The organism is Gordonia sp. NPDC003424, assembly GCF_053588655.1.
This window is the reverse complement of the sequence record NZ_JBSFQJ010000003.1, coordinates 402,672-428,836: the sequence shown is the minus strand read 5'-3', so window position 1 is coordinate 428,836 and position 26,165 is coordinate 402,672. Positions and strand designations below refer to the sequence as shown.

General features: G+C 69.4%; 27 protein-coding genes. 19 read left to right on the top strand and 8 right to left on the bottom strand.

Translation table 11 applies throughout. The annotated features are described in order from the left end of the window. Nucleotides 1-58: 58 nt before the first annotated feature. Complete coding sequence (gene cofC, locus ACWDTI_RS07070; protein WP_449737328.1) at nt 59-808, bottom strand: 2-phospho-L-lactate guanylyltransferase; 750 nt, start codon at nt 806-808, stop codon at nt 59-61. Between the two features lie 135 nt (nt 809-943). On the opposite strand from cofC, the gene ACWDTI_RS07065 reads away from it, so the two are divergent. Continuing rightward, nucleotides 944-1,945 carry an NAD(P)H-dependent glycerol-3-phosphate dehydrogenase gene (locus ACWDTI_RS07065; RefSeq protein WP_449737327.1) on the top strand — a complete coding sequence of 334 codons (1,002 nt, stop codon included), beginning with the start codon at nt 944-946 and terminating at the stop codon, nt 1,943-1,945. A 16-nt stretch (nt 1,946-1,961) separates the two neighbouring features. On the opposite strand, the gene ACWDTI_RS07060 is transcribed toward ACWDTI_RS07065, so the two are convergent. Both ACWDTI_RS07060 and ACWDTI_RS07055 read right to left on the bottom strand, forming a co-directional pair. Continuing rightward, nucleotides 1,962-2,582, bottom strand: coding sequence for a DUF3515 domain-containing protein (locus ACWDTI_RS07060; protein WP_449737326.1), 621 nt, complete (start codon nt 2,580-2,582; stop codon nt 1,962-1,964). Nucleotides 2,583-2,595: 13 nt separating this feature from the next. Then, nucleotides 2,596-2,841, bottom strand: coding sequence for an Lrp/AsnC ligand binding domain-containing protein (locus ACWDTI_RS07055; RefSeq protein WP_449737325.1), 246 nt, complete (start codon nt 2,839-2,841; stop codon nt 2,596-2,598). Nucleotides 2,842-2,983: 142 nt separating this feature from the next. On the opposite strand from ACWDTI_RS07055, the gene thiL reads away from it, so the two are divergent. Continuing rightward, entirely contained in the window at nt 2,984-4,012 is a 1,029-nt protein-coding gene (thiL, locus tag ACWDTI_RS07050; protein WP_449737324.1) for a thiamine-phosphate kinase, read from the top strand. A 124-nt stretch (nt 4,013-4,136) separates the two neighbouring features. Beyond that, nucleotides 4,137-4,820: a uracil-DNA glycosylase gene (locus ACWDTI_RS07045; RefSeq protein WP_449737323.1), complete on the top strand. Its 684-nt coding sequence runs from the start codon at nt 4,137-4,139 to the stop codon at nt 4,818-4,820. A gap of 77 nt (nt 4,821-4,897) precedes the next feature. Here the strand turns inward: ACWDTI_RS07045 and ACWDTI_RS07040 are convergent, their stop codons facing one another. From ACWDTI_RS07040 to rpmB, 3 genes are all read right to left on the bottom strand, one after another. Continuing rightward, entirely contained in the window at nt 4,898-5,821 is a 924-nt protein-coding gene (locus tag ACWDTI_RS07040) for a type IV toxin-antitoxin system AbiEi family antitoxin domain-containing protein (protein WP_449737322.1), read from the bottom strand. A gap of 123 nt (nt 5,822-5,944) precedes the next feature. Next, nucleotides 5,945-6,760: an enoyl-CoA hydratase/isomerase family protein gene (locus ACWDTI_RS07035; RefSeq protein ID WP_449737321.1), complete on the bottom strand. Its 816-nt coding sequence runs from the start codon at nt 6,758-6,760 to the stop codon at nt 5,945-5,947. Nucleotides 6,761-6,864: 104 nt separating this feature from the next. Next, nucleotides 6,865-7,056 (bottom strand): 50S ribosomal protein L28, encoded by a 192-nt coding sequence (rpmB, locus tag ACWDTI_RS07030; RefSeq protein ID WP_408946550.1) that lies wholly within the window; start codon nt 7,054-7,056, stop codon nt 6,865-6,867. A gap of 251 nt (nt 7,057-7,307) precedes the next feature. Between rpmB and ACWDTI_RS07025 the strand changes: the two genes are divergently transcribed. Both ACWDTI_RS07025 and recG read left to right on the top strand, forming a co-directional pair. Continuing rightward, a complete protein-coding gene (locus ACWDTI_RS07025; protein ID WP_449737422.1) occupies nt 7,308-8,939 on the top strand; it encodes a DAK2 domain-containing protein in 1,632 nt (543 codons plus the stop codon). Continuing rightward, nucleotides 8,939-11,179, top strand: a complete 2,241-nt coding sequence (gene recG, locus ACWDTI_RS07020; protein WP_449737320.1) for an ATP-dependent DNA helicase RecG — start codon at nt 8,939-8,941, stop codon at nt 11,177-11,179. The genes ACWDTI_RS07025 and recG overlap by 1 nt, the downstream gene beginning before the upstream one ends. A 12-nt stretch (nt 11,180-11,191) precedes the next feature. Here the strand turns inward: recG and ACWDTI_RS07015 are convergent, their stop codons facing one another. Further along, on the bottom strand, nt 11,192-11,590 hold the full coding sequence (locus ACWDTI_RS07015; protein ID WP_449737319.1) for a VOC family protein: 399 nt from the start codon (nt 11,588-11,590) through the stop codon (nt 11,192-11,194). A gap of 116 nt (nt 11,591-11,706) precedes the next feature. Between ACWDTI_RS07015 and ACWDTI_RS07010 the strand changes: the two genes are divergently transcribed. The 13 genes from ACWDTI_RS07010 (at nt 11,707) to holA (ending at nt 24,459) form a co-directional block, all read left to right on the top strand. Next, the gene (locus ACWDTI_RS07010) at nt 11,707-12,447 is read left to right on the top strand and encodes an HNH endonuclease family protein (protein WP_449737318.1); all 741 of its coding nucleotides are present in this window, start codon (nt 11,707-11,709) and stop codon (nt 12,445-12,447) included. A gap of 145 nt (nt 12,448-12,592) precedes the next feature. Next, nucleotides 12,593-13,657, top strand: coding sequence for a heme-binding protein (locus ACWDTI_RS07005; protein ID WP_449737317.1), 1,065 nt, complete (start codon nt 12,593-12,595; stop codon nt 13,655-13,657). Nucleotides 13,658-13,774: 117 nt separating this feature from the next. Next, on the top strand, nt 13,775-15,064 hold the full coding sequence (locus tag ACWDTI_RS07000; protein ID WP_449737316.1) for a glutamate-5-semialdehyde dehydrogenase: 1,290 nt from the start codon (nt 13,775-13,777) through the stop codon (nt 15,062-15,064). Next, nucleotides 15,064-15,987, top strand: coding sequence for an AAA family ATPase (locus ACWDTI_RS06995; protein ID WP_449737315.1), 924 nt, complete (start codon nt 15,064-15,066; stop codon nt 15,985-15,987). Before ACWDTI_RS07000 ends, ACWDTI_RS06995 begins: the two co-directional genes overlap by 1 nt. 1 nt (nt 15,988) lies before the next feature. Next, entirely contained in the window at nt 15,989-17,434 is a 1,446-nt protein-coding gene (locus ACWDTI_RS06990; protein ID WP_449737314.1) for a vWA domain-containing protein, read from the top strand. A 30-nt stretch (nt 17,435-17,464) separates the two neighbouring features. After that, nucleotides 17,465-18,184, top strand: a complete 720-nt coding sequence (gene nadD / locus ACWDTI_RS06985; RefSeq protein WP_449737313.1) for a nicotinate-nucleotide adenylyltransferase — start codon at nt 17,465-17,467, stop codon at nt 18,182-18,184. A 23-nt stretch (nt 18,185-18,207) separates the two neighbouring features. Then, nucleotides 18,208-18,570, top strand: coding sequence for a ribosome silencing factor (gene rsfS, locus ACWDTI_RS06980; RefSeq protein ID WP_449737312.1), 363 nt, complete (start codon nt 18,208-18,210; stop codon nt 18,568-18,570). Beyond that, on the top strand, nt 18,567-19,280 hold the full coding sequence (locus ACWDTI_RS06975) for a histidine phosphatase family protein (protein ID WP_449737311.1): 714 nt from the start codon (nt 18,567-18,569) through the stop codon (nt 19,278-19,280). The genes rsfS and ACWDTI_RS06975 overlap by 4 nt, the downstream gene beginning before the upstream one ends. Nucleotides 19,281-19,290: 10 nt before the next feature. After that, nucleotides 19,291-20,013 carry a diglucosylglycerate octanoyltransferase gene (gene octT, locus ACWDTI_RS06970; RefSeq protein WP_449737310.1) on the top strand — a complete coding sequence of 241 codons (723 nt, stop codon included), beginning with the start codon at nt 19,291-19,293 and terminating at the stop codon, nt 20,011-20,013. A gap of 4 nt (nt 20,014-20,017) precedes the next feature. Then, on the top strand, nt 20,018-20,869 hold the full coding sequence (locus ACWDTI_RS06965) for a DegV family protein (RefSeq protein WP_449737309.1): 852 nt from the start codon (nt 20,018-20,020) through the stop codon (nt 20,867-20,869). Between the two features lie 119 nt (nt 20,870-20,988). Further along, nucleotides 20,989-21,999, top strand: coding sequence for a helix-hairpin-helix domain-containing protein (locus tag ACWDTI_RS06960; RefSeq protein ID WP_449737308.1), 1,011 nt, complete (start codon nt 20,989-20,991; stop codon nt 21,997-21,999). After that, nucleotides 21,996-23,531, top strand: a complete 1,536-nt coding sequence (locus tag ACWDTI_RS06955; RefSeq protein ID WP_449737307.1) for a ComEC/Rec2 family competence protein — start codon at nt 21,996-21,998, stop codon at nt 23,529-23,531. The genes ACWDTI_RS06960 and ACWDTI_RS06955 overlap by 4 nt, the downstream gene beginning before the upstream one ends. Next, a complete protein-coding gene (holA, locus tag ACWDTI_RS06950) occupies nt 23,485-24,459 on the top strand; it encodes a DNA polymerase III subunit delta (RefSeq protein ID WP_449737306.1) in 975 nt (324 codons plus the stop codon). Before ACWDTI_RS06955 ends, holA begins: the two co-directional genes overlap by 47 nt. 84 nt (nt 24,460-24,543) lie before the next feature. On the opposite strand, the gene rpsT is transcribed toward holA, so the two are convergent. Then, nucleotides 24,544-24,804 (bottom strand): 30S ribosomal protein S20, encoded by a 261-nt coding sequence (rpsT, locus tag ACWDTI_RS06945; protein ID WP_449737305.1) that lies wholly within the window; start codon nt 24,802-24,804, stop codon nt 24,544-24,546. A gap of 184 nt (nt 24,805-24,988) precedes the next feature. Here rpsT and ACWDTI_RS06940 point away from each other — a divergent pair, with 184 nt between their 5' ends. Continuing rightward, entirely contained in the window at nt 24,989-26,122 is a 1,134-nt protein-coding gene (locus ACWDTI_RS06940) for a sulfotransferase family protein (protein ID WP_449737304.1), read from the top strand. Nucleotides 26,123-26,165 lie beyond the last annotated feature (43 nt).

Below are 26,165 nucleotides of genomic sequence, written 5' to 3'. Positions count from 1 at the left end.
GGTCCGGGGCCCGATGGGTTTGGCCTCGATGGTCGGGGGCGGCAGGCCGGCGGACCGCTCACCCGCACCGTCGCGCCGGTGCCGAGGTGTCCGACGCGGCAACCGGTCGGCCGGACAGTTCGGCGGCGGTGCGTGGGCCGAGCCCGATCAGGCGAGCGGCCTCCAGGTCGGCGGCGGTGTCGACGTCGGTTCGCAGGTCAGGCCATCGCCGATGTCCCGGGTCGAGTTCCACCGCCCCGGCGGCACGATGTGCCGCAGCCGAATTCGGTCCGAAACGGGGTGGTCCGGCGATCGACGACGCGCGGATGAGGATCGTGGTGCCGGTGGCCTCGCGATCGGTCACCATCGCCTGTGGATGCCCGGCCGCCGCCGTCAGTACCTCCCGGAGACCGGCCGCCGTGGCGGCGGGCAGGTCGGCCTGGATGAAGACGATGGTCGACAGATCGTGCCAGCGGAGCCGCGCGGCCGTCTCGGCGGCCGACAGCGCCAGGTTCAGTCGTCCCGGCGTCGCGTCGGCGGAACGCTGGGTGTCGTCTTCGCGCAGTCCGACGGCGCCGGCGGCGTGTGCGGTGGCCAGCACGTCGTCGTCGGGCGACACCACGACGAGGCGATCGATCCCGGCCCGGCGCACGGCGCCGATGGTGTCGGACAGCATGGCGAGCACGAGTGCGCCGTGCAGGCCGCCGGGGGCGGGGAGACTCGACGCGAGCCGGGACTTGGCCGCATCGAGGCGTTTGACCGCCATCACCGCGGCCACGGCACCAGCGGCGTGGTGGTGGTCCGGTCCCGGACCCGATGGCGCGGTCATGCAGACCATGATGCCCATCGGCCGTCGACGGACCCAACCCCGCCCCACTCGCGCATCCGTTGCCCGAGAACCGGTCAGGTCGCACGCTCGCACGGACTAGGCTGAGCAGACAACCGTGTCGGCAAAGGAGTAGGCGTGCGCGCAGTGGTGATGGGTGCCGGATCCTGGGGAACGGCGATCGGAAAAGTACTGGTCGATGCTGGCACCGACACACGGATCTGGGCACGCGAGCCCGCACTGGCCGATCGCATCAACGCCGAGCATGTCAACGCGGATTACCTGCCCGGCATCACCTTGCCCGACGCACTGGTGGCCACCAGTTCGGTCGCAGATGCGCTGTCCGGGGCCGACGTCGTCGTGTGTGCCATCCCGTCGCAGGTGTTGCGGCCCAACCTGAAGGACTGGGCGGCATACGTGGTGCCCGACGTCACCTATGTGTCGCTCGCCAAGGGCGTCGAGACGAGCACGCTGATGCGGATGACCGAGGTCATCGCCGAGGAGTCGGGGGCGCCGGCCGACCGGATCGCGGCGTTGTCGGGACCCAATCTGGCCCGGGAGATCGCCGAGGGTCAGCCGGCCGCGACGGTGATCGCCTGCACCGACGAGGATCGTGCGCGCAGACTGCAGCAGGCGTTCGCCACCGGCTACTTCCGGCCGTACACCAACACCGACGTCATCGGCTGTGAGATCGGCGGTGCGGTGAAGAACGTCATCGCGCTCGCGTGCGGCATGGCCAGCGGCGTCGGGTTCGGACAGAACACCCTCGCGACGATCATCACCCGCGGGCTGGCCGAGACCATCCGTCTCGGGGTCACACTCGGCGCCCAGATCGAGACCCTCGCCGGACTCGCCGGCATCGGCGACCTCGTCGCGACGTGCTCGTCACCGCTGTCACGCAACCGGACGTTCGGGGCCCGCCTCGGCGAGGGCGCCACCATGGAGGAGGCCCAGGAGGCCGCCCACGGGCAGGTCGCCGAGGGCGTGAAGTCGTGCACGTCGGTGCGCGCGCTGGCCGACAAGCACGACGTCGAGATGCCGCTGACCGACGCGGTCCATCAGGTGTGCCATTCCGGGCTGTCCGTCGCCGACGCCGTCAGCATGTTGCTCGGTCGCAGCACCAAGCCCGAGTACAGCTGAGGTCGCTCGTCGCGGATCAGCCGAAATCGAGTGGCGCCCGCGGCAGCGTGTTCTCGATGATCGCCGACACGTCGGTGATCGGCCCGTTCCCGGCGTTGACCGGAATCCACATCGCCACATACGGCCGGTGGTCGACGCACACATACGCCTGACCGGACCCCTCGACGGTGTCGGTGATGAACCACTGCACCGGGTTGATCACCTGCAGGTTGCTCGTCGGGGACAGTTCCGACGGGCGGGAGACGCCGCACCGCAGGGTGACCGGGTCGCCGCCGTCGTCGGACGGCCAGGTGACCGTCGTGCCGTCCACCTGCTTGCCGCCGAAACCGTCGAACGTCGTCGGCAGGGCGGCGAGCAGGCCGGTGCAGTCGGCCGCCGCGGATTCGCTGACCGTGTACGAGTCGACGGGCGTGCCGGGATGATCCGGGCGAAGTGCGGCGTAGGCGATGAACCCGGCGATCACCATGACCGGGATGGCGACCAGCACGGCGATCAGGGCGGGACTCAGTCGCGGCTCGGCGGCATCGCGCGACGGCCGGCCGGTGTGCGCCGCGTCGGACGATTCCACGTCGCCCGACGGTGCGTCGCCTGGCGCTGCGTCATCCGGCGGGGTGGTGTCGTCGTCGGTCACGACCACACCCTACGACCCCTCAACGAGGGTTCTGCACCACCGGGCAGGTGAGGGTGCGGGTGATGCCCTCCACCTTCTGGATCTGGGGCACGACATCATCGGTGAGGTGCGTGGCATCGGCGGCATCCACCCGGACGATGACGTCGTAGGGTCCGCTGACCTCTTCGGACGAGGCGACACCGGAGATCTCCGCAATCGTCGCGGCGGCCAACGCTGCCCGTCCGACCTCGGTCTGGATCAGTATGTATGCCTGAACCACGCCCATCCTCTCGTTTGTGCTCCGCACCGCCGAACGGCATCCGGAGCAGGTATCTCGTCGGGGCGAAATGTCCCGTGCCAATACACTGTCGCCATATTGTCGCCGACAAACCCGGGAAAGCGCGACTCAAACGGATCAAGGAGGCGTCGTGACCGTCGAACCCGCCGGCGATCCGGTTGATCGGTCACGTACGGTCGGCGAGGTCGGGGAGCGACGCCTCATCGCCGCCCTGACCCGCGCCGCGGCGGGGTCGGATCTGCGCCCGCCACCGGGAACCGGCCACGACATCGTCATCGGGTCGGGTGACGACGCGGCGGTCATCGACACCGCCGGACCCGCCGTGATCAGCACCGACACCGCCGTACAGGGCAGACACTTCCGCTTCGACTGGTCCGACGCCCGCACCGTCGGAGCACGGGCGGTGGTGGCCAGCGCCGCCGACATCGCCGCGATGGGTGGCCGCACGACCGGGATCGTCGTCTCGATCGCATGTCCGGCCGACACCCCGGTCGGCACGGTGCTCGACCTGAATGCCGGCATCGTGGACGCCACCCACCGATTCGGTGCGCGTGTGCTCGGTGGAGATCTGGTGGCCGCCGGTCAGGTGGTGGTGACGGTCACGGCCGTCGGAGTGCTCGACGGTGCGCTGCCGATCGTCGTCAGCGGCGCACGACCGGGGGACGTCCTGGCCGTCACCGGGACGGCGCTCGGATCCAGCGCCGCCGGACTCGCGCTGTTGGCGGACGCGGAGAAGCGTGGCGACACCGGTCTTCTCGATGCGTTTCCACGCCTAGTCGGCGCCTACCGTCTCCCGGCACCCGATCTTGCGCAGGGGCCGGTGGCCGCGCGGGCCGGGGCGCACGCGATGACCGACATCTCCGACGGGTTGGTCGAGGAACTCGTGACGATGTCCGCGGCGTCGGGCACCCTGCTTTCGGTGGAGAGCGGCCTGGTGCCCTCCGACCCCGAGATCGCGGCGGCGGCCGCGGCGATCGGTGTCGACCCCCGCGACTGGATCGTCGCCGGCGGCGAGGACCACGAACTGCTCGCCGCCTTCGCGCCCGAGTCCGTCCCGGCCGGTTGGACCCGCATCGGCGCGGTGACGTCGGGTGCCGGCGTGATCGTTGACGGTGACGGAGCCCGAGACCTGCACGGATGGCAGTCGTTCGGGTCGTGAGCCGCAGACGCGGGAGGGTCCACTAGATTCTGTCCATGTCCATCTACGCGTTCGGGGATCGTGCCGCGGTCTCCGGGGCGGATGTCAATGTCCACGTGCGGCCGGATCGAGCGGGGGAGTGTCGATGAGTGCGCGTCCGATGTCGGAGTTGCTCGATCCCGGGTGGGCTGCGGCCCTGGCGCCGGTGGAGGACGTCGTCGCGTCGATGGGGCAGTTCCTGCGCGCCGAGAACGCCGCCGGGCGCGGTTATCTGCCGGCCGGCCGCAACGTCCTGCGAGCCTTCACCCAACCGTTCGACGACGTCCGGGTGCTCATCGTCGGTCAGGACCCCTACCCCACGCCCGGCCACGCCGTCGGACTGAGTTTCTCGGTGGCGCCCGAGGTGTCACCGATCCCGCGGTCGCTGGCCAACATCTACCGCGAGTACTGCGACGACCTCGGCTACCCGATGCCGGCCAGCGGCGACCTCACGCCGTGGGCGAAATCCGGTGTGCTGCTGCTGAATCGAGTGCTCACGGTGTCGCCGGGGGAGTCCGCGTCGCATCGGGGCAAGGGCTGGGAGCAGGTCACCGAATGCGCGATCAAGGCGCTGGTCGCCCGTGAGGGCGAGCCCCTCGTCGCCATCCTGTGGGGTCGCGACGCCGCCAATCTGCAGCAGTGGATGCCCGATGTACCGGTGATCGTGTCGCCGCATCCGTCGCCGCTGTCGGCGAGCCGCGGGTTCTTCGGGTCGCGCCCGTTCAGCCGCGCCAACGAGGCGCTCGAGGAGCTCGGTGCGGACCCGGTGGATTGGCGACTGCCGAGCTGAGTGCGGTGCCGCATCCACACACGGTTTGGCCCGTCTGCATACGGGATCCCGTGTGTGGGAAGGGTGTTTCGTGTGTTTCACGCCACCAGCCCGAGACGGTTGAGCCATTCCCGCACCATCGGTACGACGCGGTTGTTGCGCAGATCGTCCCAGATCCACCGGATCACCATGATCCCGAGCCTGCGCAGCGCGTCTTCGCGGGCCTTTTCCCGGCGCATCGCATCGAACGGGGTCTCACCCTCACGCAGATGGCGCTGGTACTTCACCATGCCGTCGAACTCCGCCGCCAGTTTGGCGTCCCAGTCGTAGTCGCACCGACCCACGAACCCGCCGTCGTGGTCGTAGAACTTGTGCTGTAGACGCGGAACCGGCAGGCCGGCGGCAATGATCTGCGCACGTCCCCACGACTCGCCGGCGTTCTCCGCGCCGGCGTCCGCGAATGCCAGCGCCCGCCGGGCCTGTGCGACGCCACGCCGGTGCCGCTCGAGATAGGCCGCGATGAGGTCGGGGTCGGCGCCGAGCCGAAGCGCGGAATCGAGCACGGCGAGCGCGGCCGAAAAGCTCTGGCTGCACGCGATATCGGCGGCCGTGCGTTCCAGCGTTGTCACGCAGACGGTCTCGAGCACCGTCGTCACGTCACCCGCGTCCAGGGTGCCCGAGTGCAGATGCCTGTTCGTGTCGATCCGCCCGCCCGTCGCGAGTCCGGTGGCGATGTGCACCCGGCCGAGACGCGGATGCAGGAGGGACAGACCGTGCACCAATCCCGCCGATTCGTGACTCAGTACCGAACCGTCGCCGAGCGTGGCCACCGCAACCGCCGTCAGGCGATGCAGTTCGTGCGGCTTGAGGGGTTTCGCCGGTGTGACGACGAACGCGCCCTGCCAGATCCGCTCCAGCAGACCCTCGTCGACCGCTCTGGCCAGCTGTTTGTCGGTGTAGCCGTGGTCGATGGCGGTACGTCGGTAGATGATCCCGTGACCGTCGGTGGGGAACTCGTGCATGTCCATTGGACGCCGGAAGCGCCGATCCGGCTCCGTGACACGCGAACCCACACGAAATTGCCCATCTGCATACGGGATCCCGTGTGTGGATGGGGCATTTCGTATGTGGATGGGGGAGCGAACTCAGCCCCGGCGCGCCGACGGGTAGTCGGGTGTGCGTTTGCCGACGAATGCGTCGACACCTTCGATGCCCTCGGGCGACCCGGACAGCCGCGCGATCGATTGCGCCTCGGCGGCGAGTTGTTCGGGCAGCGTGACCGAGGGCGAGCGGGTCAACAGGGCCCGGGTGGCGGCGTTCGCGCCCCAGGGGCCGGCGGCGATGGTCTCGGCGGCGGCGCGCGCGGTGGAGTCGACGTCGGCGTCGTCGACGATCTCGGAGACGATTCCCCAGGCCAGCGCGTGCTCGGCGTCGATGATCTGATCGGTCAGGATGAGCTGCCGTGCGCGTGCCGCGCCGACGACGCGGGGCAGGGTCCAGGTCATCCCGCCGTCCGGGGACAGGCCGATACCGCGGTAGGCCGGTCGTAGCTTGGTCGAGGTCCCGGCGATCGCGACGTCGGCGTGCAACACGATGCTCATGCCGGCTCCGGCGGCCCAGCCCTTGACCGCGGCGACGACCGGGCGGTTGGCCTCGTGCAGCGCGGTCAGGAAGAGGTGGAAGGTGTCGGCGAGGTGCTGCAGGTAGTCGGGCCGGTCGTCGGCCGCGGCGAAGGCGCGGACGTTGCCGCCGGCACAGAAATTGGCGCCCGCACCCACCAGCAGGATGGCGCCGACCTCGCGCTCGCCGCGTGCGATCTGGCGGAGTGCGGCCGTGCCCTGCGCGAGTGCGTCGTCGTTGAGCGAGGTGCCGGCCGCGGCCGTGGACACGGCGATCGTGAGGACCGAATCCTGCTCGCCGACCAGGGGAACGGCTTCGACGGGTGTCTGAGTAGAGGTCATGGCGCGAACTCTATCCGCAGACACACAAAGACCCGACCCCGGGGCAGACCGACTGCTCGCTCGGGATCGGGTTGTGTTTGTTGCTGTTCGCTGACCGCCGTCTATCAGACGAGAGCGGTCTTACCCGCCTTCAGGCAGGAGGTGCACACGTTCTTACGCTTGCGGTTCCCCGGTGCGACCTCAACGCGCACCGACTGGATGTTCGGGTTCCACCGGCGGTTCGTGCGCCGGTGCGAGTGCGACACCGACTTGCCGAAGCCCGGTCCCTTGCCGCAGATATCGCAGACGGCAGCCATCATGAACTCCCTTGGTAGAAAATGGTCCGGTTATGAGCCCGCGGTGTCCGCGTCCGACGATGCGTCGAGTGGGGACGGCCGACAGGCAACCCTGCAAGGATAGCCTCCGTCCGGCCACCCGGCCAAATCCGCTCACCGGCGGCATCGGTCCGTCGCCGGTGTGTCACCGCCCCCGAGTAACCTCGGACACAATCACTTCACGGTAAGGGGTGCGTGTGGAGCCGGTTCTCGACGGCGGTGTGCGCCGGGCGATGGATCCGCAGCTGCTGCGGGATTGGGCGCAGGCCGCGGCCGACAATCTGGAGGGGCTGCGCGGCGAGATCAACGATCTCAACGTGTTCCCGATCCCGGATTCCGACACCGGCAGCAACATGCTGTCCACCATGCGGGCGGCCGCCGAGACGGTGGCCGCCGAGCCCCCCGATGCGGGGATCGCATCGGTCGCGCGAGCGATGGCCGACGGCGCCGTCGCCGCCGCCCGCGGCAACTCCGGGGTGATCCTCTCGCAGGTACTCGTCGGCATGGCCGACGCCGCCGAGGCGTTGGCCGACGAATCGGTGCTGACCTTCAACCGGCTGATGTCGGCGGGGCTGCGGCTGGCGTCGCTGGCCGCGGTCCGCGCGGTGAGCGAACCGCGGGAGGGCACGGTGCTCACCGTCATCCGCACCGCGGCCGAGACGGCCGCCGCCCACGCCGACGAGTCCCCGGCCGACCTGGCCCGGGCGATCGCCGACGAATGTGCCGAAGCGCTCGAGCGGACACCCGAACAGATGCCCGAACTCGCCAGCGCCGGGGTGGTCGATGCCGGCGGTCGCGGATTTCTCGTGATGGCCGACGCGATGGTCGAGGTCCTCACCGGCGTGGCGACCCGTCGCCGTCACTACCGGGGCATCCTCATCGGCGGCGGAGAACCCGGCCACCAGGACAACGAGCCGTGTTCCGGCGGCAGCGACATGGACTTCGAGGTCATGTACCTGTACGAGGGCGTGGCCGCGGAGGTGGGGTCGCTGCGCGAGACACTCAACGCGCTCGGCGACGCGGTGGTCATCGTCGGTGACAACTCCAGCGGGGAACACGAACGGTTCTCGGTGCACGTACACACGAGCGAGCCGGGCGCGGCGGTCGAGGCCGGGGTCGTACGCGGGGCCGTGTCCGACATCCGGATCAGTTGTTTCGCGCTCGATGCCATCCGCGCGCAGATCGGCACCGTCGAAACCCCGCCGCGTCACAAACGTGCGGTGGTGGCCGTCGTCACCGGTGAAGGAGCTGCCGAGCTCTTCGCCGAGGAGGGCGCGCGGGTGGTGCGTGCCGACGACGGTCTCAGTCCGGACACATTGCTGGACGCGATCCGCGACACCGACAGCGCCCACGTCGTCGTGATGGCCAACGGCAAACTCCCCGCCCAGGATCTGGTGGCGGTCACCGCCGAGGCCAGATCGCCGTTGCGCACCGTGGTCAATCTGCCGACGTCGTCGATGGTGCAGTGTCTTTCGGCCCTCGCGGTCCACGACCCCAGCGACTCGCCGGACGCCGACTCCTACGCCATGGCGGCTGCCGTGGCCGGCACCCGATGGGGATCGCTGGTGCGGGCCGACACCCGGATGATGACGCTTGCCGGCACCTGTGACATCGGAGATGTGTTGGGGCTCATCGGTTCCGACGTGTTGGTGATCTCGGCCGACCAGACCGGTGCGGCGACCGCACTGGTTGATCTGATGCTCGCGACCGGCGGGGAGATGGTCACCGTGATGGCCGGCGCGGACGTCGACGACGAGGTCCTCGACGCGATCACCGTGCAGATGCGCCGGAGCTACCAGGGCGTGGAACTCGCCATCTATCGGACCGGCCAGTCCGATCAGATCCTGCAGGTCGGTCTCGAGTAGTGGTCGGCCTCAACGATCGCCTCGACACCGTCCTCGACCCGAAAATCGTCGAGAAGCTCGCGTCCCTCGACATCGGCACGATCGGCGAACTGATCCGGTACGCGCCGCGCCGCTATGTCCGGCACGGTCAGCTCTCCAACGACGAACTCCCCGTCGACGACGAGTGGGTCACCATCGTGGGACGCATCACGTCGGCGAAGATGATCTCGATGCGCAAGCGCCACGGCCAGTTCCTCAAGGTGGCCGTCACCGACGGCACCCACGGCTACGAGGCGAACTTCTTCAACGCCCGCTTCATCCAGCAGAAGCTGCGGCCGGGCGCGCGGGTGATGATGGCCGGAAAAGTGAAGACCTTCCGCGGGCAGGTGCAGCTGTCGCACCCGGAGTGGGCGGTGCTCCCCGATGGCGAACCGGAGGTCGATCGCGTCGTCGGTTCCGCGATGCTCTCCGAGATGTACGCACTCGAGGCGCAGACCGCGGACGGCGAGATCGATCCGGCCGGCTTCGACCGGGCCATCGTGCCGATCTACCCGGCATCCAAGGAGATCCAGACCTGGCACATCTGGTCGGCGATCCGCCGGGTGCTCACCGCGCTCGACGACGGCGAGCGGCCGCCCGACGCCCTGACCGAGGAGCAACGGGCCGAGCGCGGGTTGATCACCACCGACGACGCCGTGCACCGCATCCACCTGCCGGACACCGACGACGACATCGACACCGCCCGGGCCAGGCTGAAATTCGATGAGGCACTGGCGATTCAGACGGTTCTCGCCGGCCGCCGCATCGCCGGGCGGGCCGAACACGCCCCGCCGTGCCCGCACGTCGAGGGCGGACTCGAGGACCGGCTGCTCGCCCGCCTGCCGTTCACCCTCACCGACGGTCAGACCGACGTGGTCACCGAGATCGCCGACGACCTCGGCGCCGCAAGCCCCATGAGCCGCCTCTTGGAGGGGGAGGTCGGCTCGGGTAAGACGCTCGTCTCGCTGCTCGCGATGCTGCGGGTGGTCGACAACGGGCACCAGTGCGCGATCCTGGCGCCCACCGAAGTGCTTGCCGCACAGCACTATCGAACGATGCGCAGCATGCTGGGTGATCTCGCCGAGGCGGGCGAACTGACCGCGGCCGAGGGCGCGACCAAGGTGGTGCTGTTGACCGGGTCGATGAAGACCGCCGGTCGCCGGCAGACGTTGCTCGACGTCGTCTCCGGCATCGCGGGCATCGTCATCGGCACGCACGCGCTCCTCGAGGAGAACGTCAGCTTCTTCGATCTCGGGATGGTGGTCGTCGACGAACAGCACCGGTTCGGGGTCGAACAGCGAGATGTGCTGCGCGGCAGAGGTCGTGACGGACTGATGCCGCACTGCCTGGTGATGACCGCGACCCCGATCCCCCGGACGGTGGCCATGACCGTCTTCGGCGACCTCGACACCTCGGTCCTGACCGAATTGCCGCGCGGCCGGCAACCGATCAGCACCTCGGTGGTGCCGATGGGCAAGCCGGACTGGGTGGATCGCGTGTGGGTGCGGGCCGAGGAGGAGATCGCCGCGGGCCGCCAGGTGTATGTGGTGTGTTCCCGGATCGGGGACGACGAGGACAAGAAGGCGAAGAGCTCCGCCGACCCGGCGCTGAAGACCACCTCGGTGATCGAACAGTACGAGGCCCTGCTCGCCGGGCCGCTGGGCGGGCGCCGGATCGAGATGCTGCACGGCCGGATGCCGGCCGACGACAAGAACGCCGTGATGGACGCCTTCGGGCGGGGCGAGATCGACCTTCTCGTGTCGACCACCGTCATCGAGGTCGGTGTCGACGTGCCCAACGCGACGATGATGGTCATCGTCGACGCCGAGCGATTCGGCGTCAGCCAACTCCATCAGTTGCGGGGCCGCGTCGGCCGCGGCGCGCACGCCGGACTCTGCCTGCTGATGACCGGGTCGGCGCCGGTCTCGCAGGCGATGGCTCGACTGCGGGCGGTGGAGAAGTCCAACGACGGATTCGTCCTCGCCCGAGTCGATCTCGAGCAGCGGCGCGAAGGTGACATCCTCGGTTCCATGCAGTCGGGTGGCACCTCGTCGCTGCGGTTCCTCTCGTTGCTCGCCGACACCGAGGTCATCGCCGATGCGCGCGACCTCGCCGAGGAGGTCGTCGGGGCCGACCTCGAACTGGCCGATCATCGGCCGCTCGCCGACCTCGTCGACGCGATCCTGGCCCCCAACAGGGTGGAGTACCTCGACAAGTCGTAGCCGCGGTGCCGGTCATCGGGCGAGTCGCGCGGCGGCTTCCTCGTTCACCGGCGTGAACAGGTTGACCAGGTTGCCGTCGGGGTCCCGGAACAGCAGCGACCGATTGCCCCACGGCATCGTGGTGGGTTCCTGAACCGTCTCCGGGATGTGTGCGGCGAGGCGGGCGAACTCCGCGTCGACATCGTCGACCAGGAACTCCACGATGACCGTGCGGTTCGCGGCGCCTTCCAGGAAATCTGCCGTGAACAACGCCTTGGTGCGTTCGCTCGCGATCGCGAGCGTTCCTGCCGGAGTGACGATTTCCGCGAAATCAGGTGTCGCCCAGCGGGCCGGGATCGAGGTCACCTGTTCGTAGAAGGACACCATCTGCTCGATGGACGCAGTGATGATGCGGACGGACGCGAGATTCATCGTTTCTCCAGGCTGTCGGGTCGTGTGCTGTGGTCGGGAGCCACGCTATGGCCGATTGCGGACGACGACCGTCCTCGATGGAACCGCGCGCTGGCGGTGTGCGTCCAACAGGGGTGATGGGTGTGGTCACGGCGCGTATCCGCGACCGACGAGCCGCCGTGCGCTGGCCGCTGCGCTGGTGGACGGTGCTGATCGCCTGTGTCGGCAGTGCGGTGCTGGCGGCCGTGCTGACCCTGTCCGCGGCGCCGGCCACCGACCCGATGCTGCGTGCCCGCGCGGAGTCCGCGTCGTCGATGCTGCAGGCGATTATCGTTGCCGCACAACGGCTTGCGCGCGACGACTATCGGCGGGACGCATTCGGCGCACCGTGGACCGACGAGGTGTCGGTGGCCGGCGGCGGCAACGGCTGCGACACCCGCAACGACATCCTGTCCCGCGATCTCACCGACACCCGGCTCGGGAAGGTCGCGAGCTGCCCGGGAGCGGTTCTGGCCGGCGAGTTCCGCAGTCCGTATACCGGCGGCTTCGTGGCGTTCCGCCGCGACCGGGCGCCCGGTGCGGTGCAGATCGACCACATCGTGCCGCTCGCCTACGCATGGGACATGGGTGCCTGGGCATGGCCGGGACCGACGCGGACCGAGTTCGCGAACGACCCGGCGAACCTGGTCGCCGTCGATGGCACCTCCAACCAGGCCAAGAGCGACGCCGAACCGGCCCGATGGATGCCGCCGGACAAGCGATTCCACTGTGTGTACGCGATCCAGTTCGTCACGGTCGCGGTCGCCTATCGACTGCCGATCGACGCCGCATCGCGACAAGTGCTGGCGAAATCCTTGGGGCACTGTCGGTCTCGATGACCGAACCGATCCCGGGGTGGCGGTCGGACGAAGGACCGACCGTGGCCCGACGTCGGATTCGAGTAGTTGTCTACGCGTGTCGGACGATCCGCGTGCGCCGAATCTCGATGCTGACCGTCCTCACCCAGCACCCGAAAGGTCAGAAATGACGATCATCGAAGAACCACCCGCCCCCGTGACCGACGTACCGACCGTGACATCTGTCGCCGACCCCGACGCCCGCAGCATCGGCCTCGCGACCGCCGGTGACGAGGACCTCGGCTTCCTGGCCGAACTCCCCGGCACCTGGAAGAACGAACCGAACCTCACCGGCCGGGGATGGAACCTCATCGCATTGCCGTTCCGGACCGAGCCCGACCCGGTCACCGGGCGCGCGCTCAATTACCGCCTGCTGCTCAATCAGTACAACGAGGTCCTCAAGTTCAGCCTGGTCGACAAGAACGTGCCCAACCGTGGGATCTCGCTCAACGGGACGACGGTGCAGACCGACCAGGAGGTGGGCACCCTCGACTACGAGCAGTCGATCAAGCAGATCGCGTCCGCCGATTCGCCGGAGAGCACCGTCGCCGGAAGCGCGGGCGCCGCCATCCACCACGAGCCGGGACTGTTCCTGTTCATGCAGAACCAGACCGATGGTGGCCCCACCATCGGCCGCCTGGCCACGATTCCCCACGGAGATGCGGTGCTGGCCCTGGGCTCGGCCCGGACCGACCCGGGCGCGCCGACCATCGTTCCGGTCAGCGCCTTGCCGATCGGGGTGGGGCAGGACATCAATTCGCCGTATCTGGCTCCGTACAAGCACTTCACCGGCGCCAACAAATTCCAGGGTCTCCTGGACCCGACGGACCCGGCAGCCCTGCTGCGCAACGCCAACGACGGCGTCAACATCGTCGAGACCACCACCATCACCCTCGACACCACCGTCGCGTCCGGTGGCATCCACAACATTCCGTTCGTGGTGTCACAGGCCAATGCCACCGAGATGCGCTCGACGTTCTGGATTCAGAAGGTCGACGAGGGCGGCACGATCAAGGTGCGCCTGCAGTATCTGCAGATCGTCATGCTCGAGTTCTTCAATCGGCGCGACGGGCAGCCCGGGCTCATCAAGTGGCCCCACATCAGCTTCAACACCATGGAGAAGGTGAGCGACACGACCGACTCGGAGTACGGCGCCATCGAGTTCGGGATGGATGCGGTCTGCGACAACTGACCGTCTCAGCGCCACCGCAGGTAGGGGTTGCACCGGCCACGTACGCCGCGTCCGGGTGCAACCTCTGCTGTGCGTAATCTGGAGAACGACATATTTCCGCAGGCGAAGCGAGGATTGATGAGTGCACCCACCGCCGACCCGGATGTGAGCTCGGGCTCCGGCGCCGCCGACGTCGAACGCGTCGTCACCGGTCTGGCGAAGGCCGCACGGATCGCGTCCCGCTCATTGGCGCGGCTGACCACCGCCGACAAGAACGCGGTCCTGCTCGCCGCCGCCGACGCGCTCGAGGCCGGCACCGAGGCGATCCTCGCGGCCAACGCGGCGGACGTCACCCGCGCGGAGAACGACGGCACCGAGGCGAGCCTCGTCGACCGGCTGCGCCTGACCCCCGAACGGGTCATCGGGATCGCCGACGGCCTGCGGCAGGTGGCCGGGCTGCCCGATCCGATCGGCGAGGTGGTGTCCGGCAAGACGCTGCCCAACGGGCTGGAACTGCGTCAGGTGCGGGTACCGCTCGGTGTGGTCGGCATGGTGTACGAGGCCCGGCCCAACGTCACCGTCGACGCGTTCGGCATCGCCTTCAAGGCCGGCAACGCCGTGCTGCTGCGGGGTTCGTCGTCGGCGGCCAACTCGAATGAGGAGCTCGTGCGTGTCCTGCGAGAGGTGTTGCAGGACAAGGGGATCAATCCGGACATGGTGGCGCTGCTGCCGAGCGAGGACCGGTCGAGCGTCACCGCGCTCATCCGGGCCCGCGGCCTCGTCGACGTCGTCATCCCCCGCGGCGGCGCCGGCCTGATCAACGCGGTCGTCGCGAACGCGACCGTGCCGACCATCGAGACGGGCACCGGCAACTGTCACGTCTACGTGCACGCGCTCGCCGACCTCGACATCGCCACGCGCATCGTCATGAACTCCAAGACCCGCCGCCCCAGCGTCTGCAACACCGCCGAGACGGTGCTGATCGACAAGGCGGTCGCCGCCGACGCGGTGCCCAAGATCTCGCAGGCCCTGCGGGCTCAGGGTGTGGTCATCCACGGCGACGAACCCGACATGGAACCGGCCACCGAGGCCGACTGGTCCGACGAGTACCTGTCGCTGGACATCGCGATGAAGGTCGTCGACGACCTCGACGCCGCCGTCGCCCACATCGACACCTACGGGACCGGGCACACCGAGGCGATCGTCACCACCGACCTTTCCGCCGCCCGCGAGTTCACCAGCCGCGTCGACGCCGCCGCCGTGATGGTCAACGCGTCGACCGCCTTCACCGACGGCGAACAGTTCGGCTTCGGCGCGGAGATCGGGATCTCGACACAGAAACTGCACGCCCGCGGACCGATGGGGCTGCCGGAACTGACCTCGACCAAGTGGATCGTCTGGGGCGACGGCCACATCAGGCCCGCGTGATGACGGAGCCGACGATCACCCCCTCGACCGCCACCACCGTCCCGTCCTTCGCCGACGTCCCCGACGTCCTCGCCCGCCTGGCGTCGACCGGTTACCTCGCCGACGAGGCGACCGCCACCTCGACCTTCCTCGCCGACCGGCTCGGGAAGCCGCTGCTGGTCGAAGGACCGGCCGGTGTCGGGAAAACCGAACTGTCGCGGGCGATTTCGCAGGCCATCGGAGCCGAGCTGGTCCGGCTGCAGTGCTATGAGGGCATCGACGAGGCCCGCGCACTCTACGAGTGGAACCACGCCAAGCAGATCCTCGCGATCCAGGCCACCGGCACCCGCTCGTGGGACGAGGCCAAGAGTGACATCTTCTCCGACGAGTTCCTGCTGCCGCGGCCGCTGCTCAGGGCGATCTCGCGGTCCGAGCCGACGGTGCTGCTGATCGACGAGGTCGACAAGGCCGACGTCGACATGGAAGGTCTGCTGCTCGAGGTGCTCAGCGACTTCGCGGTCACCATCCCGGAGATGGGCACGGTCGCCGCCACCCGCCGTCCCATCGTGATCCTCACGTCCAACGCCACGCGGGACCTGTCCGAGGCACTCAAGCGTCGTTGCCTGTACCTCTATATCGACTTCCCGGAGGCGGCCCGGGAACGGGAGATCCTCGCGTCGAGGGTTCCCCGGCTCTCGGATGCGCTGGCCGCCGAACTGGTGCGGGTGGTCGGCGTGCTGCGCACCCTCGACATCCGCAAGAAGCCGTCGGTGGCCGAGACCATCGACTGGGGTAACACGCTGCTCGCCCTCGGCGCCGGCGACGAGGCCTCCGGCGCGGGCGCCGGCAAACTCGACGACGGACTGATCGCCCGGACGCTCGGTGTCGTCCTCAAACACCGTCCCGACCTGAAGACGGCACTCAAAGAACTCAAGCTGGGCTGAGATGACGACGGACGCGGATCGTCGCGCGGCCGGCGACGTGCCGATCGTCGATCACCTCACCGGGTTCGTCGACGAACTCCGTCACCGCGGCATCGTCGTCGGCCCGTCCGGGCTGATCGACGCCGCGCGGGCCATGGCCGTTCTCGATCTCCTCGACCGGCGGTCCCTGCGGGAGGGGCTGGCCGCCACGCTGATCAGCGATCAGATGCACCGGCGGGTCTTCGACACCGTCTTCGACCTGTGGTTCCCGCTCGGCACGGGTGCGCGCACGACGGTCACCGACCTCCCGCGTACGGAAGACGGCGAGGTGGACACCGAGGCCGTCCGGGACATGATCGCGCAGATGCTCGCCGACGACGAAGCCGCCACCGACGGCCGGCTCGATGCGATGGTCGCGTTGATCGTCGACCAGCTGGGCCAGTACGGCTCCACCCGCGGACAGGCGTTCTCCGCCTACCAGGCGCTCTCGGCGGTGAACCCGCAGACGCTGATCGCCAAGATCGCCGCCGCCATGTCCGGCGCCGGTGCCGGTGACGACGACGGCTCGCTCGGCGACCGGCCCGGCACCGAGCCGCTCTACCGTCGTGCGGCGCGCGCCAAGACCGCCGACTTCCGGGCGAAGGTCGAAGCCGAGACCCAGCGCCGGATGGCCGGCCGCAACGGTCGGCAGCGTGTCGCCGACTATGCCGTCCCGACGCTGCCGGAGAACATCAACTTCCTCTCGGCCGGTGCCGCGGAACTGGCCGAGATCCGCCGCACCATCGAACCGCTGGCACGGCTGCTGGCCGCGAAACTCGAGATCCGCCGCCGGCGTGCCCACCGCGGCGCCGTCGATGTGCGACAGACGCTCCGCAAGTCGATGTCCACCGGCGGCGTGCCGATCGAACTGAGCCACCGCAAACCGCGTCCGGGGCGACCCGAGCTCACCGTCCTGTGCGACGTCTCGGGATCGGTCGCCGGGTTCTCGCAGTTCACGCTGCGGCTGGTTTATGCTCTGCGGCAACAGTTTTCGAAGGTGCGGGTCTATGCGTTCGTGGATACGGTGGACGAGGTCACCGACTACTTCGAACGCGGTGCCGACGACGAGGACTTCGGCACCAGTATGCATCGGATGATCTCGGAGGCACGCATCGTCACTCGCGACGGGCATTCCGACTACGGCAACATGCTGAAGGGATTCGTCGAGAACTACGGCGACACGCTGACCCACCGCGGGGCGCTGCTGATCCTCGGCGACGCCCGCAACAACTACCACGACCCCCGGCTCGACTCACTCCGCGAACTCGTCGACCGCGCACGGCATGCCTACTGGCTCAACCCCGAGGCACGCCGCAACTGGGGAACCGGCGATTCCGCGGCGCAGGAGTACGACGAGATCATCGAGATGTTCGAATGCCGTAACGCCACCCAGCTCGGCCGCGCCATCGCCGACCTGCTGCCGGTGTGAGGCCGGTGCACTGAAGTAAACTCACTCCTCATGGCCACCGACCGCCCGTCGCCGCCGCGCCCCCGCGCGCGTCGTATCGGCGTCATGGGCGGCACCTTCGACCCGATCCACAACGGGCACCTCGTCGCCGCCAGCGAGGTGGCCCACCGCTTCTCCCTCGACGAGGTCATCTTCGTCCCCACCGGGCGACCGTGGCAGAAGACGACCGACGAGGACGACACAAAGCCCACATCCGACGGCACATCGGAGGCGCGGGCGTCGGTCAGCCCGGCCGAGGACCGGTACCTGATGACGGTCATCGCCACCGCGTCGAACCCGCGGTTCTCCGTCAGCCGCGTCGACATCGAACGCGAGGGTTACACCTACACCGTCGACACGCTGCGCGATCTGCGCACCATCCATCCCGACGCCGAGCTCTACTTCATCACCGGCGCCGACGCGCTGGACTCCATCCTGTCCTGGCAGGACTGGGAGGGACTGTTCGAGCTGGCGTTCTTCATCGGCGTCAGCCGGCCCGGCTACAAGCTCGACGCCACACACCTCGCGCAGCACCTCAAGGAACTCCCCGAGGACACGCTGCAACTGCTCGAGATACCGGCCCTGGCCATCTCGTCGACGGACTGCCGGGACCGGGCCGCCCGCGGGCGCCCGGTCTGGTACCTCGTGCCCGACGGGGTGGTCCAGTACATCAACAAACGCAAGCTCTACCGAGCGTCCCGCGCGTCCTCGCCCGGCGTCTCGGCCCCCTGACATCACCCAACGGAAGGAACAGTGTGACCGCCTCAGCCGAAGCACTGGAGATGGCGACCATCGCCGCGCGCGCCGCCGCCGACAAGCTCGCGCACGACGTGACGGTCATCGACGTCTCCGAGCAGCTCGTCATCACCGACATCTTCGTCATCGCGTCCGCCGACAACGAGCGGCAGGTCACCGCGATCGTCGACGAGGTCGAGGACAAGCTGCGGGAGGCGGGCTACAAGCCGGTGCGACGGGAAGGCACCCGTGAGGGACGGTGGGCGTTGATCGACTACGCCGACATCGTCGTGCACATCCAGCACAGCGACGAGCGCAACTTCTACGCTCTCGAGCGGCTGTGGAAGGACTGCCCGGTCATCGCGATCGAGGGTGTCTCGTGAACTACGGGCCCGACAGCCACGACACCTCCGTCGAGCGACTCACCCCGGTGGTGCGGCGGCTGATCCTGTTGCGCCACGGGCAAACCGAGTACAACGCCGCCAGCCGGATGCAGGGACAGCTCGACACCGACCTCTCGGAGGTCGGTCGGCGTCAGGCGAAGGCCGCGGCGGCCGCGCTCGCCGACCGGGGGCCGATGCTGATCGCCTCGTCGGATCTGCGGCGCGCCCGCGACACCGCCGAGGCGCTGGCCCAACTCACCGGACTGACTGTGGGCACCGACGTCCGGCTGCGCGAGACCCATCTCGGCGACTGGCAGGGCATGACGCACACCGAGGTCGACACGGCCATGCCCGGTGCCCGCCGGATCTGGCGGGACGACGCGAGTTGGGCACCGCCGAACGGTGAGAGCCGCATCGACGTCGCCCATCGCTCGGTCCCGGTCGTCGACGAGCTCGTCGCCGGCCGCGACGACTGGGGGACCGGTGAGCGTCCGGAGGCCCCCGTGGTGCTGGTCGCCCATGGTGGCGTCATCGCCGCGATGACCGCGGCACTGCTCGGGCTGCCGGAGACCTCGTGGCCGGTGTTCGGCGGACTCGCGAACACCAGTTGGGTGCAGTTGTCGGGGCACAGCCTGCCCGGTGGCGCCCCGCGGTGGCGGCTCGACGTGTGGAACGCGTCGGCCGAGAGCGCCGACGCCGGCGTTCAATGAGTGCCGTCCGATGACGATCGTCGTCCTGTCGGATTCACTCGCGTACTACGGTCCGACCGGCGGGCTGGCGGCCGACGATCCGCGCATCTGGCCGAACATCGTCGGCGAGCGATGCGGGATCGAGGTCGAACTGTTCGGCCGGATCGGGTGGACGTCCCGCGACATCTGGTGGGCGTTGACGCAGGACCCGAACATCTGGGCCGCGGTACCCACCGCCGACGTGGTGGTCCTCGCGTTCGGCGGGATGGACAGCCTGCCGTCGCCGCTGCCGACGGCGCTGCGGGAACAGATCCGGTATGTGCGCCCCGGCCGTCTCCGGCAGGTGATCCGGAACGGATACCAGTGGGTGCAGCCCCGTGCGTCGAAGGCCGGCTGGCCGATGGCCCTGCCGCCGAAACTGACCGTCGAATATCTGGAGAAGGTGCGATCCGCTCTCGCGCAGTTGCGCCCGGAGTTGCCGGTCGTCGTGTGCCTGCCGCCGACGCATCGCAGTCCGTATTACGGCTACGTGCACTCCGGTCGCATCCCCACCACGGCGGCGATGGCGGACTGGGCTCGCGGTCACGAATTGGGTGTCGTCGACTTCTATCCGGTCACCCGTGATGCATTCCACATGACGCCCGGCGAGATGAATCCGGACGGTATCCATTGGGGTTTCGACTGTCATCGCCGTATCGCGGATCTGGTCGCCGCCGGCGTGACCGATGCCATGTCGGCCGACCCGCTAACGTAGACGAGTGCCTGTCGTCGTCGTCACCGATTCGTCGTCCCGGCTGCCCGCGTCGCTGGCCGACCGCTTCGGCATCCGGCTGGTTCCGCTGCATCTGAGGTTGGACGACAAGGACTATCTCGAGGGCGTCGACGACATCCCCGCGGACATCATCTCCACACCCGGGGTCTCCACATCGGGTGCCAATCCGCACGAGATGGCCGAGGCCTTCGAGCAGGCGATCGCGGCGAGTGACGGCGCCGGGGTGGTCGGGGTGTTCATGTCGCGACGGTTGTCGGGGACGTGGGGAGCGGCGAGGCTGGCCGCCGAGAGGTTTCCCGGCCATGTCCGCATCGTGGATTCCCGATCGGTCGGACTGGCCGTCGGTTTCACCGCGATCGGAGCGGCGCAGGCGGCCGCCGAGGGTGCCGACCGCGACCGCGTCTACGAATCGGCGATTCGCCAGGCCTCCACCGTCGACTCGCTGATCTGCGTGCACCTGCTCGACAACCTGCGGGCCAGCGGACGCATCAGCGCGGCCGGCAAGATGCTCGGGTCGGCGCTGGCGATCAAGCCGATCCTGCACATGGTCGACGGTGCGCTGACACTGCGCGAGCGACACCGCACCTTTTCCAAGGCCCTCGACAAGATGGTCGACGCCGCGGTCGAATCGGCCGACGGCCGGCCGGTCACCCTCGGTGTGCAACACAGCCAGTCACCCGAACTCGCGGGCGAGGTCGCCGAGCAGCTGCGGGGCCGGCTGACGGAGGTGACCTCCGAGATCACCGTCGACCTCGGACCCGTGCTCGGCTGTCACGTCGGTGCCGGCGCGATCGGCGTGGCGATCGCGACCCATCTCGAGCCGTTCGAAACGGACTGAGCGCCGCCGCCCTTCATCCACATCCGCCCTTCATCCACATCCGGCGTTCATCCACAGATGTCGGACCCGCACCCGGGTTGTGGCGGCCAGTTGACCGTCGCGCTACCTAGCCTCGGCGCATGGGTTCTTCCGCGCGCCACCCCCGAAGTGCACTCGACAGGCTCGGCAACCTGCCCGACGACCCGTCGGCCGACGGTTCACCGGCCGGGGAGTCGCCGGGCGAGGAGCCGCCGGGCGATCGATCCGCGGTCGGCGACACCGCCGGCGCCGACCGGGCCGACGGTGGGTGGGGTGTCGCCGCCGTGCCGACCTGGCTGGATTCGCTTGCACCGGAGGAGCATTCGGGCTCGTCGACGACGATCGGGGACCGCTTCGGCGAGCTTCTCGACGATGCCGACGACGATCACGGACGTCGCCGGGTGGCGGTGGCCCCGCCGGCGGCGATCGCCCTCATCCTGATCGGGGTCGTGGCGTGTGCGGTGGCCGGGTACTCGGTCCTGCGGTCACCCTCGGAACCCGTGCCGGCCGTGGCCTTTCCGGCGAGTGCCGGCCCCATCGCGCCGACGACCGGCGCGCCGCCCGAGCGTGGGGCGGCCGGCGCCGCGGCGAGCACGTCGCCGTCGGCCGAGCTGGTCGTCAGCGTCGTCGGTCTGGTGCGCCGGCCCGGGCTGGTCCGGCTGCCGCCGGCCGCCCGGGTGGCCGACGCGATCGCCCGGGCCGGCGGCGCTCGCGAGGGAGCAGATCTGTTGTCGCTCAACATGGCTCAACGCGTCAACGACGGTGATCAGATCCTCGTCGGGTATGCGCACGGCCCGGGGCGGATGACGCTGCGCAGCGCGGTGGTCGCCGCCGGCGGGGAGGCGGACGGTGGCCGGTCTCCGTCGACCATCCCGAGTGCCGGCGCCGGACCGCGGGCCGCCGCGACGTCCGCGCCCGGCGGGAAGGTCGATCTGAACACGGCCACCGAGGCGCAACTCGATGCGCTGCCCGGAGTGGGGCCGGTGACCGCCAAGGCGATCCTCGCGTGGCGAGATCGGCACGGTCGCTTCACGTCCGTCGATCAACTCGGCGAGGTCGACGGCATCGGTCCGGCGCGGCTGGCGAAGCTGCGTGACCTGGTCACCGTGTGACCTCGCGGTCGGCGCTCGGGGCAGTCGTCCCGGCGGGTGACTATCGGCTCGCAGCACCTGCCGCGGCCGTATGGGCGGTCACGGTGGCCGGCGTGCTCGTCCCTGCCGCCACCGCCGGCACGGCGGTGGTGTCGGCGGTGACGGCGATCGTGGTGCTGGGGTTGCTGCGCCGCGGCGTGGTCGCATGGTCGGCGGCGGGGATCGTCGTGGTGGTGGCGGCGATGGCCGCGATCACCGCGCTCGGGCTGTACCTGCGGCTGGAGGCGCGTGCCCGGCACCCGTTGTCCCACATCGATCAGAAGGCGCGCGTGGTGCTGGTCGTGCGCGACGACCCGGTGCTGATGGAGCCGGCGGCGAGCGGTCGGGTGCGGGTGCGGGTCGAGGTCACCGCGGTGGCCGGACAGGCATCGCCGCCCGCGGCGGCGATGCTCGCGGGCCCGGGTGCCGGATGGTCGAACCTCCTTCCCGGGCAACGGGTTTCCGCTCTCGTTCGGGTCCGTCCGCCCCGCGCCGGGGAGCTGCTGGTGGCCCGGCTGACCGCGGCGGGCGCACCGCGACTGCTGGGCCGGCCACCGCCGCAGCAGCGTCTCGCCGGCGCGGTCCGGGATCGGTTGCGCGAGGTGGCGGCGCGCGCCCTCGGGCCGGAGGGCGCGGGCCTGCTGCCGGGGCTGGTACTCGGTGACGTCAGTGCTCTCGACCGCGAGGTGCGCGACGACTTCCGCGCCGCTGGGCTCTCCCATCTGACCGCGGTATCCGGTGCGAACTTCACCCTCGTCGTCGGTGCGGTGGTGATGGCGGTGCGGATGGCCGGGGCGTCGCCACGGATCACGGCGATCGTGGGCGTGCTCACCCTGGTGGCCTTCGTCGTCCTGGTGCGGCCCTCGCCGAGTGTGTTGCGTGCGGCGATGATGGGCATGATCGCGCTGCTCGCACTCGTGACCTCCCGACGGTCGGTGGCGATGCCCGCACTCGGGGCGGCGACCATCGTCGGGCTGCTGTGGTGGCCCGACCTGGCGGTCGCGCCGGGCTTCGCGCTGTCGGTGCTGGCCACCGCCGGGCTGGTCCTGTGGTCGGCGGGTTTGCGGGACTGGTTGCGCGGCAAGCGGATACCTCGTGGTCTGGCGGAGCTGGTGGCGATGGCGCTGGCCGCTCAGATGGTGACGGCGCCGGTGATCGCGATGCTGTCCGGGCGGTTCTCCGTGGTCGCTCTGGCCGCCAACATCCTGGTGGTCCCGGTGGTGGGTGTTGTCGGGATCGTCGGCACCGCGGCCGCGGTGATCGCCTCGATCGGGGGACCCGACGGCCTCGGCGCGTCTGTCGCCGTCCTAGGGTTGCGCGCGCTCGGCCCGGAGATGTGGTGGATGCTGCAGTGCGCGCGGATATTCGGCGGGGCGTCATGGGCATCGGTCCCGGTGCCCGACGGCCCGCTGGGTGTCGCGGTGGTGGGGGCGTGCACCCTCGGCGTTGTCGTACTGGTCTGGCAGCATGGTCGCCGTGACCGAACGTCTGCACCTGCTGATCGGCGACGATGATTTCCTGACGGGCCGGGTGATCTCGCGCGTCGTGGCGGACCAGTCGGCGTCGACGGGCGCCGATGTCCCGGTGACGCGGGTGCGCGCCGGCGACGTCACCGGCCCCGAGTTGGCCGAGCTGCTGAGTCCGTCGTTGTTCGCCGAAGACCGCGTCATCGTCGTCGAGTCGGCTGCCGACGCGGGTAAGGAGCCTGCCGCGCTCATCGCCGCGACCGCCGGGGAACTGCCCGAGGGCATCATCTTGATGGTGGTGCACACCGGCGGTGGGCGCGCCAAGTCTCTGGTCTCGGCTCTGCAGAAGGCCGGCGCGGTCGAACACAGCTGTGTGGCGCCCAGGTGGCCCAACGAGCGGATGGATTTCGTCCGACGGGAGTTCCGGGCCCTGGGGGTCAAGGTCGGAAATGATGTCGTCGAACAGGTCACCGAAGGTGTCGGCGCCGAGCTGCGTGAGCTGGCGGCGGCGTGCAGCCAGTTGGTCGCCGACACCGGCGGCAAGGTCACGGCCGAAGCCGTGGGGCTCTACTACCAGGGCCGTCCGGAGATCACCGGATTCGAGGTCGCCGACAAGGCGGTCACCGGTGACCGGGCGGGCGCACTCGAGTCCCTGGCGTGGGCCGAGCATCACGGTGTGCCTCGGGTGCTGCTGGCCGATGCGCTCGCCGAAGCCGTCCACGCCATCGCGCGGGTGCGGGCGATGGGATCGGCCGATCAGTACCGTGTGGCGTCCGAGGTGGGGATGTCGCCGGGTCGCGTGAAGAAGGTGCAGGGGCAGGCCCGCGCCTGGGATTCGACGTCGATCGCGCAGGCGATGATCGTCGTCGCGAAACTCAACGGCGATGTGAAGGGGCAGGCGGCCGACGCGGATTACAGCCTGGAGCACGCGGTAGCCGCGGTCGCCGATCTGCGGCCGTCCCGCGCTCGCACGTGAACGCAGCTCACCCCGGTGACTGCGTGGATGTCACCGGGGTGAGCCGTGAACGCTGTAACTCAGCGCGAAGGCAGATCAGTCAGGTCAGAGCTTGTTGACCGCGAGGTCCATGGCCGACTTCTTGTTGGCGGCCTGGTTGGCGTGGATGACGCCCTTGCTGGCGGCCTTGTCGAGCTTGCGGCCCGCGAACTGGGCGAGCTCGGCGGCCTTGTCCTTGTCGCCGGCGTCGACAGCTTCACGGAAGTTGCGGATCGCGGTACGCAGCGCCGACCTCACGGACTGGTTGCGACGACGAGCGTCCTCGTTGGTCCGGATGCGCTTGACCTGCGACTTGATGTTTGCCACGCGTGTATACCTCTTGTCGGTTCTGGTTGGTTGTCCCTGGGTCTCGCAGCGCCGAGTGCATCGTGCCGAAGTCCCGCGCAGGCCGTGGATCGGGTGATCGCGCCGACCATGCAACAGCGATCCACTTTACCAGCGGGCACCATGGGACCCAAATCGACGCCGGGCCGTTAAGCTCCAGACCATCATGTCTGTCGTCTTCGTGCACATCGGACTCCCCAAGACCGGGACCACGCACCTGCAGGATCGGCTCTGGCGCAACCGTGACCTGGCACTTCGCTCGTCGGGGCTGCTCTATCCCGGCAATGTGATCTCCGACCATTTCCACGCCGCGGTTCATCTGCAGCCCGACCGGTATCTGGACTGGGTCGACCCGGCATATGCGCGGACCTGGCCGACGTTGCTCGGCCAGATCCGCGCCTGGCCGCAGGCGTCGCTGCTGTCCCACGAGCTGTACAGCACCGCCACGCCCGACCACATCGCGACGCTGATGTCCGACCTGTCGTTCGCCGACGAGGTCCATGTGATCGCCACGGTCCGCGACCTCGCACGACAAATGCCTTCGGTGTGGCAGGAGAACGTCAAGAACCAGCGTCGGGCGACCTTCGAGGAGTTCGTCACCAACGTCCGCGCCTACGCCGACCCGCCCGACACCTCGGTGACCACCCCGGAGGTGGAGGAGCCGTTCTGGGAGTTCCAGGATTACCTGCGCATCCTGGGGCAGTGGGCCGATGCGGTCGGCCCCGATCGCGTCCACGTGGTGACCGTGCCGCGCAAGGGGCATGCGGCCGGCGACGGACTGTGGGAGCGGTTCCTCGGCGCGCTCGACGTCGATCCCGCCACGCTCACGGTCCCGGTACCGAGCCTGAACTCGTCGCTGTCGGCGCCGCAGGCCGAGTTCCTCCGGCAACTCAACGTCCGGCTCCAGCCCGACGACGTGGAGTGGCGACGCTACGAGCGGGTGATCAAGGGTCAGGTCATCGGCGAGATCCTGTTCGAGGCGCCGTCGGGTGCGCCCCAGGGACTGTCCACCAGCCAGCGCGAGTGGGTGGCCGACAAGTCCGAGTCGATGGTCGGGTCGGTCCGTGCCGCCGGTTATCAGGTGTCGGGAACCCTTGACGACCTCGTCGTCGAGCGTCGGGCCGCCGACGATGCCCAGCCCCCGTCGGATACGGCCGTGCTCGACGTCGCGCTCGACACGCTCGCCGAAATGGTCAAGGTGGCGCCGCTGCCCAAGGTCGGCCCGAGGTGGCAGACCCGGGCGATGAACGTCGTGCGACGAGGCCGCCGCCGACTGCTCGGGCTGCGGCGGTCCGTGTGACGCGCGGGCCCCACTGTTGTGCCGAATCCAGGTTTTTGCGGCA

Coding starts and splice junctions, on each gene's coding strand:
- cofC (WP_449737328.1), bottom strand. CDS start 808: ATGACCGCGCCATCGGGTCCGGGACCGGACCACCACCACGCCGCTGGT.
- ACWDTI_RS07055 (WP_449737325.1), bottom strand. CDS start 2,841: ATGGGCGTGGTTCAGGCATACATACTGATCCAGACCGAGGTCGGACGG.
- ACWDTI_RS07045 (WP_449737323.1), top strand. CDS start 4,137: ATGAGTGCGCGTCCGATGTCGGAGTTGCTCGATCCCGGGTGGGCTGCG.
- ACWDTI_RS07040 (WP_449737322.1), bottom strand. CDS start 5,821: ATGCACGAGTTCCCCACCGACGGTCACGGGATCATCTACCGACGTACC.
- ACWDTI_RS07035 (WP_449737321.1), bottom strand. CDS start 6,760: ATGACCTCTACTCAGACACCCGTCGAAGCCGTTCCCCTGGTCGGCGAG.
- rpmB (WP_408946550.1), bottom strand. CDS start 7,056: ATGGCTGCCGTCTGCGATATCTGCGGCAAGGGACCGGGCTTCGGCAAG.
- ACWDTI_RS07025 (WP_449737422.1), top strand. CDS start 7,308: ATGGATCCGCAGCTGCTGCGGGATTGGGCGCAGGCCGCGGCCGACAAT.
- ACWDTI_RS07015 (WP_449737319.1), bottom strand. CDS start 11,590: ATGAATCTCGCGTCCGTCCGCATCATCACTGCGTCCATCGAGCAGATG.
- ACWDTI_RS07010 (WP_449737318.1), top strand. CDS start 11,707: ATGGGTGTGGTCACGGCGCGTATCCGCGACCGACGAGCCGCCGTGCGC.
- ACWDTI_RS07005 (WP_449737317.1), top strand. CDS start 12,593: ATGACGATCATCGAAGAACCACCCGCCCCCGTGACCGACGTACCGACC.
- ACWDTI_RS07000 (WP_449737316.1), top strand. CDS start 13,775: ATGAGTGCACCCACCGCCGACCCGGATGTGAGCTCGGGCTCCGGCGCC.
- ACWDTI_RS06995 (WP_449737315.1), top strand. CDS start 15,064: ATGACGGAGCCGACGATCACCCCCTCGACCGCCACCACCGTCCCGTCC.
- ACWDTI_RS06990 (WP_449737314.1), top strand. CDS start 15,989: ATGACGACGGACGCGGATCGTCGCGCGGCCGGCGACGTGCCGATCGTC.
- nadD (WP_449737313.1), top strand. CDS start 17,465: ATGGCCACCGACCGCCCGTCGCCGCCGCGCCCCCGCGCGCGTCGTATC.
- octT (WP_449737310.1), top strand. CDS start 19,291: ATGACGATCGTCGTCCTGTCGGATTCACTCGCGTACTACGGTCCGACC.
- ACWDTI_RS06960 (WP_449737308.1), top strand. CDS start 20,989: ATGGGTTCTTCCGCGCGCCACCCCCGAAGTGCACTCGACAGGCTCGGC.
- holA (WP_449737306.1), top strand. CDS start 23,485: ATGGTCGCCGTGACCGAACGTCTGCACCTGCTGATCGGCGACGATGAT.
- ACWDTI_RS06940 (WP_449737304.1), top strand. CDS start 24,989: ATGTCTGTCGTCTTCGTGCACATCGGACTCCCCAAGACCGGGACCACG.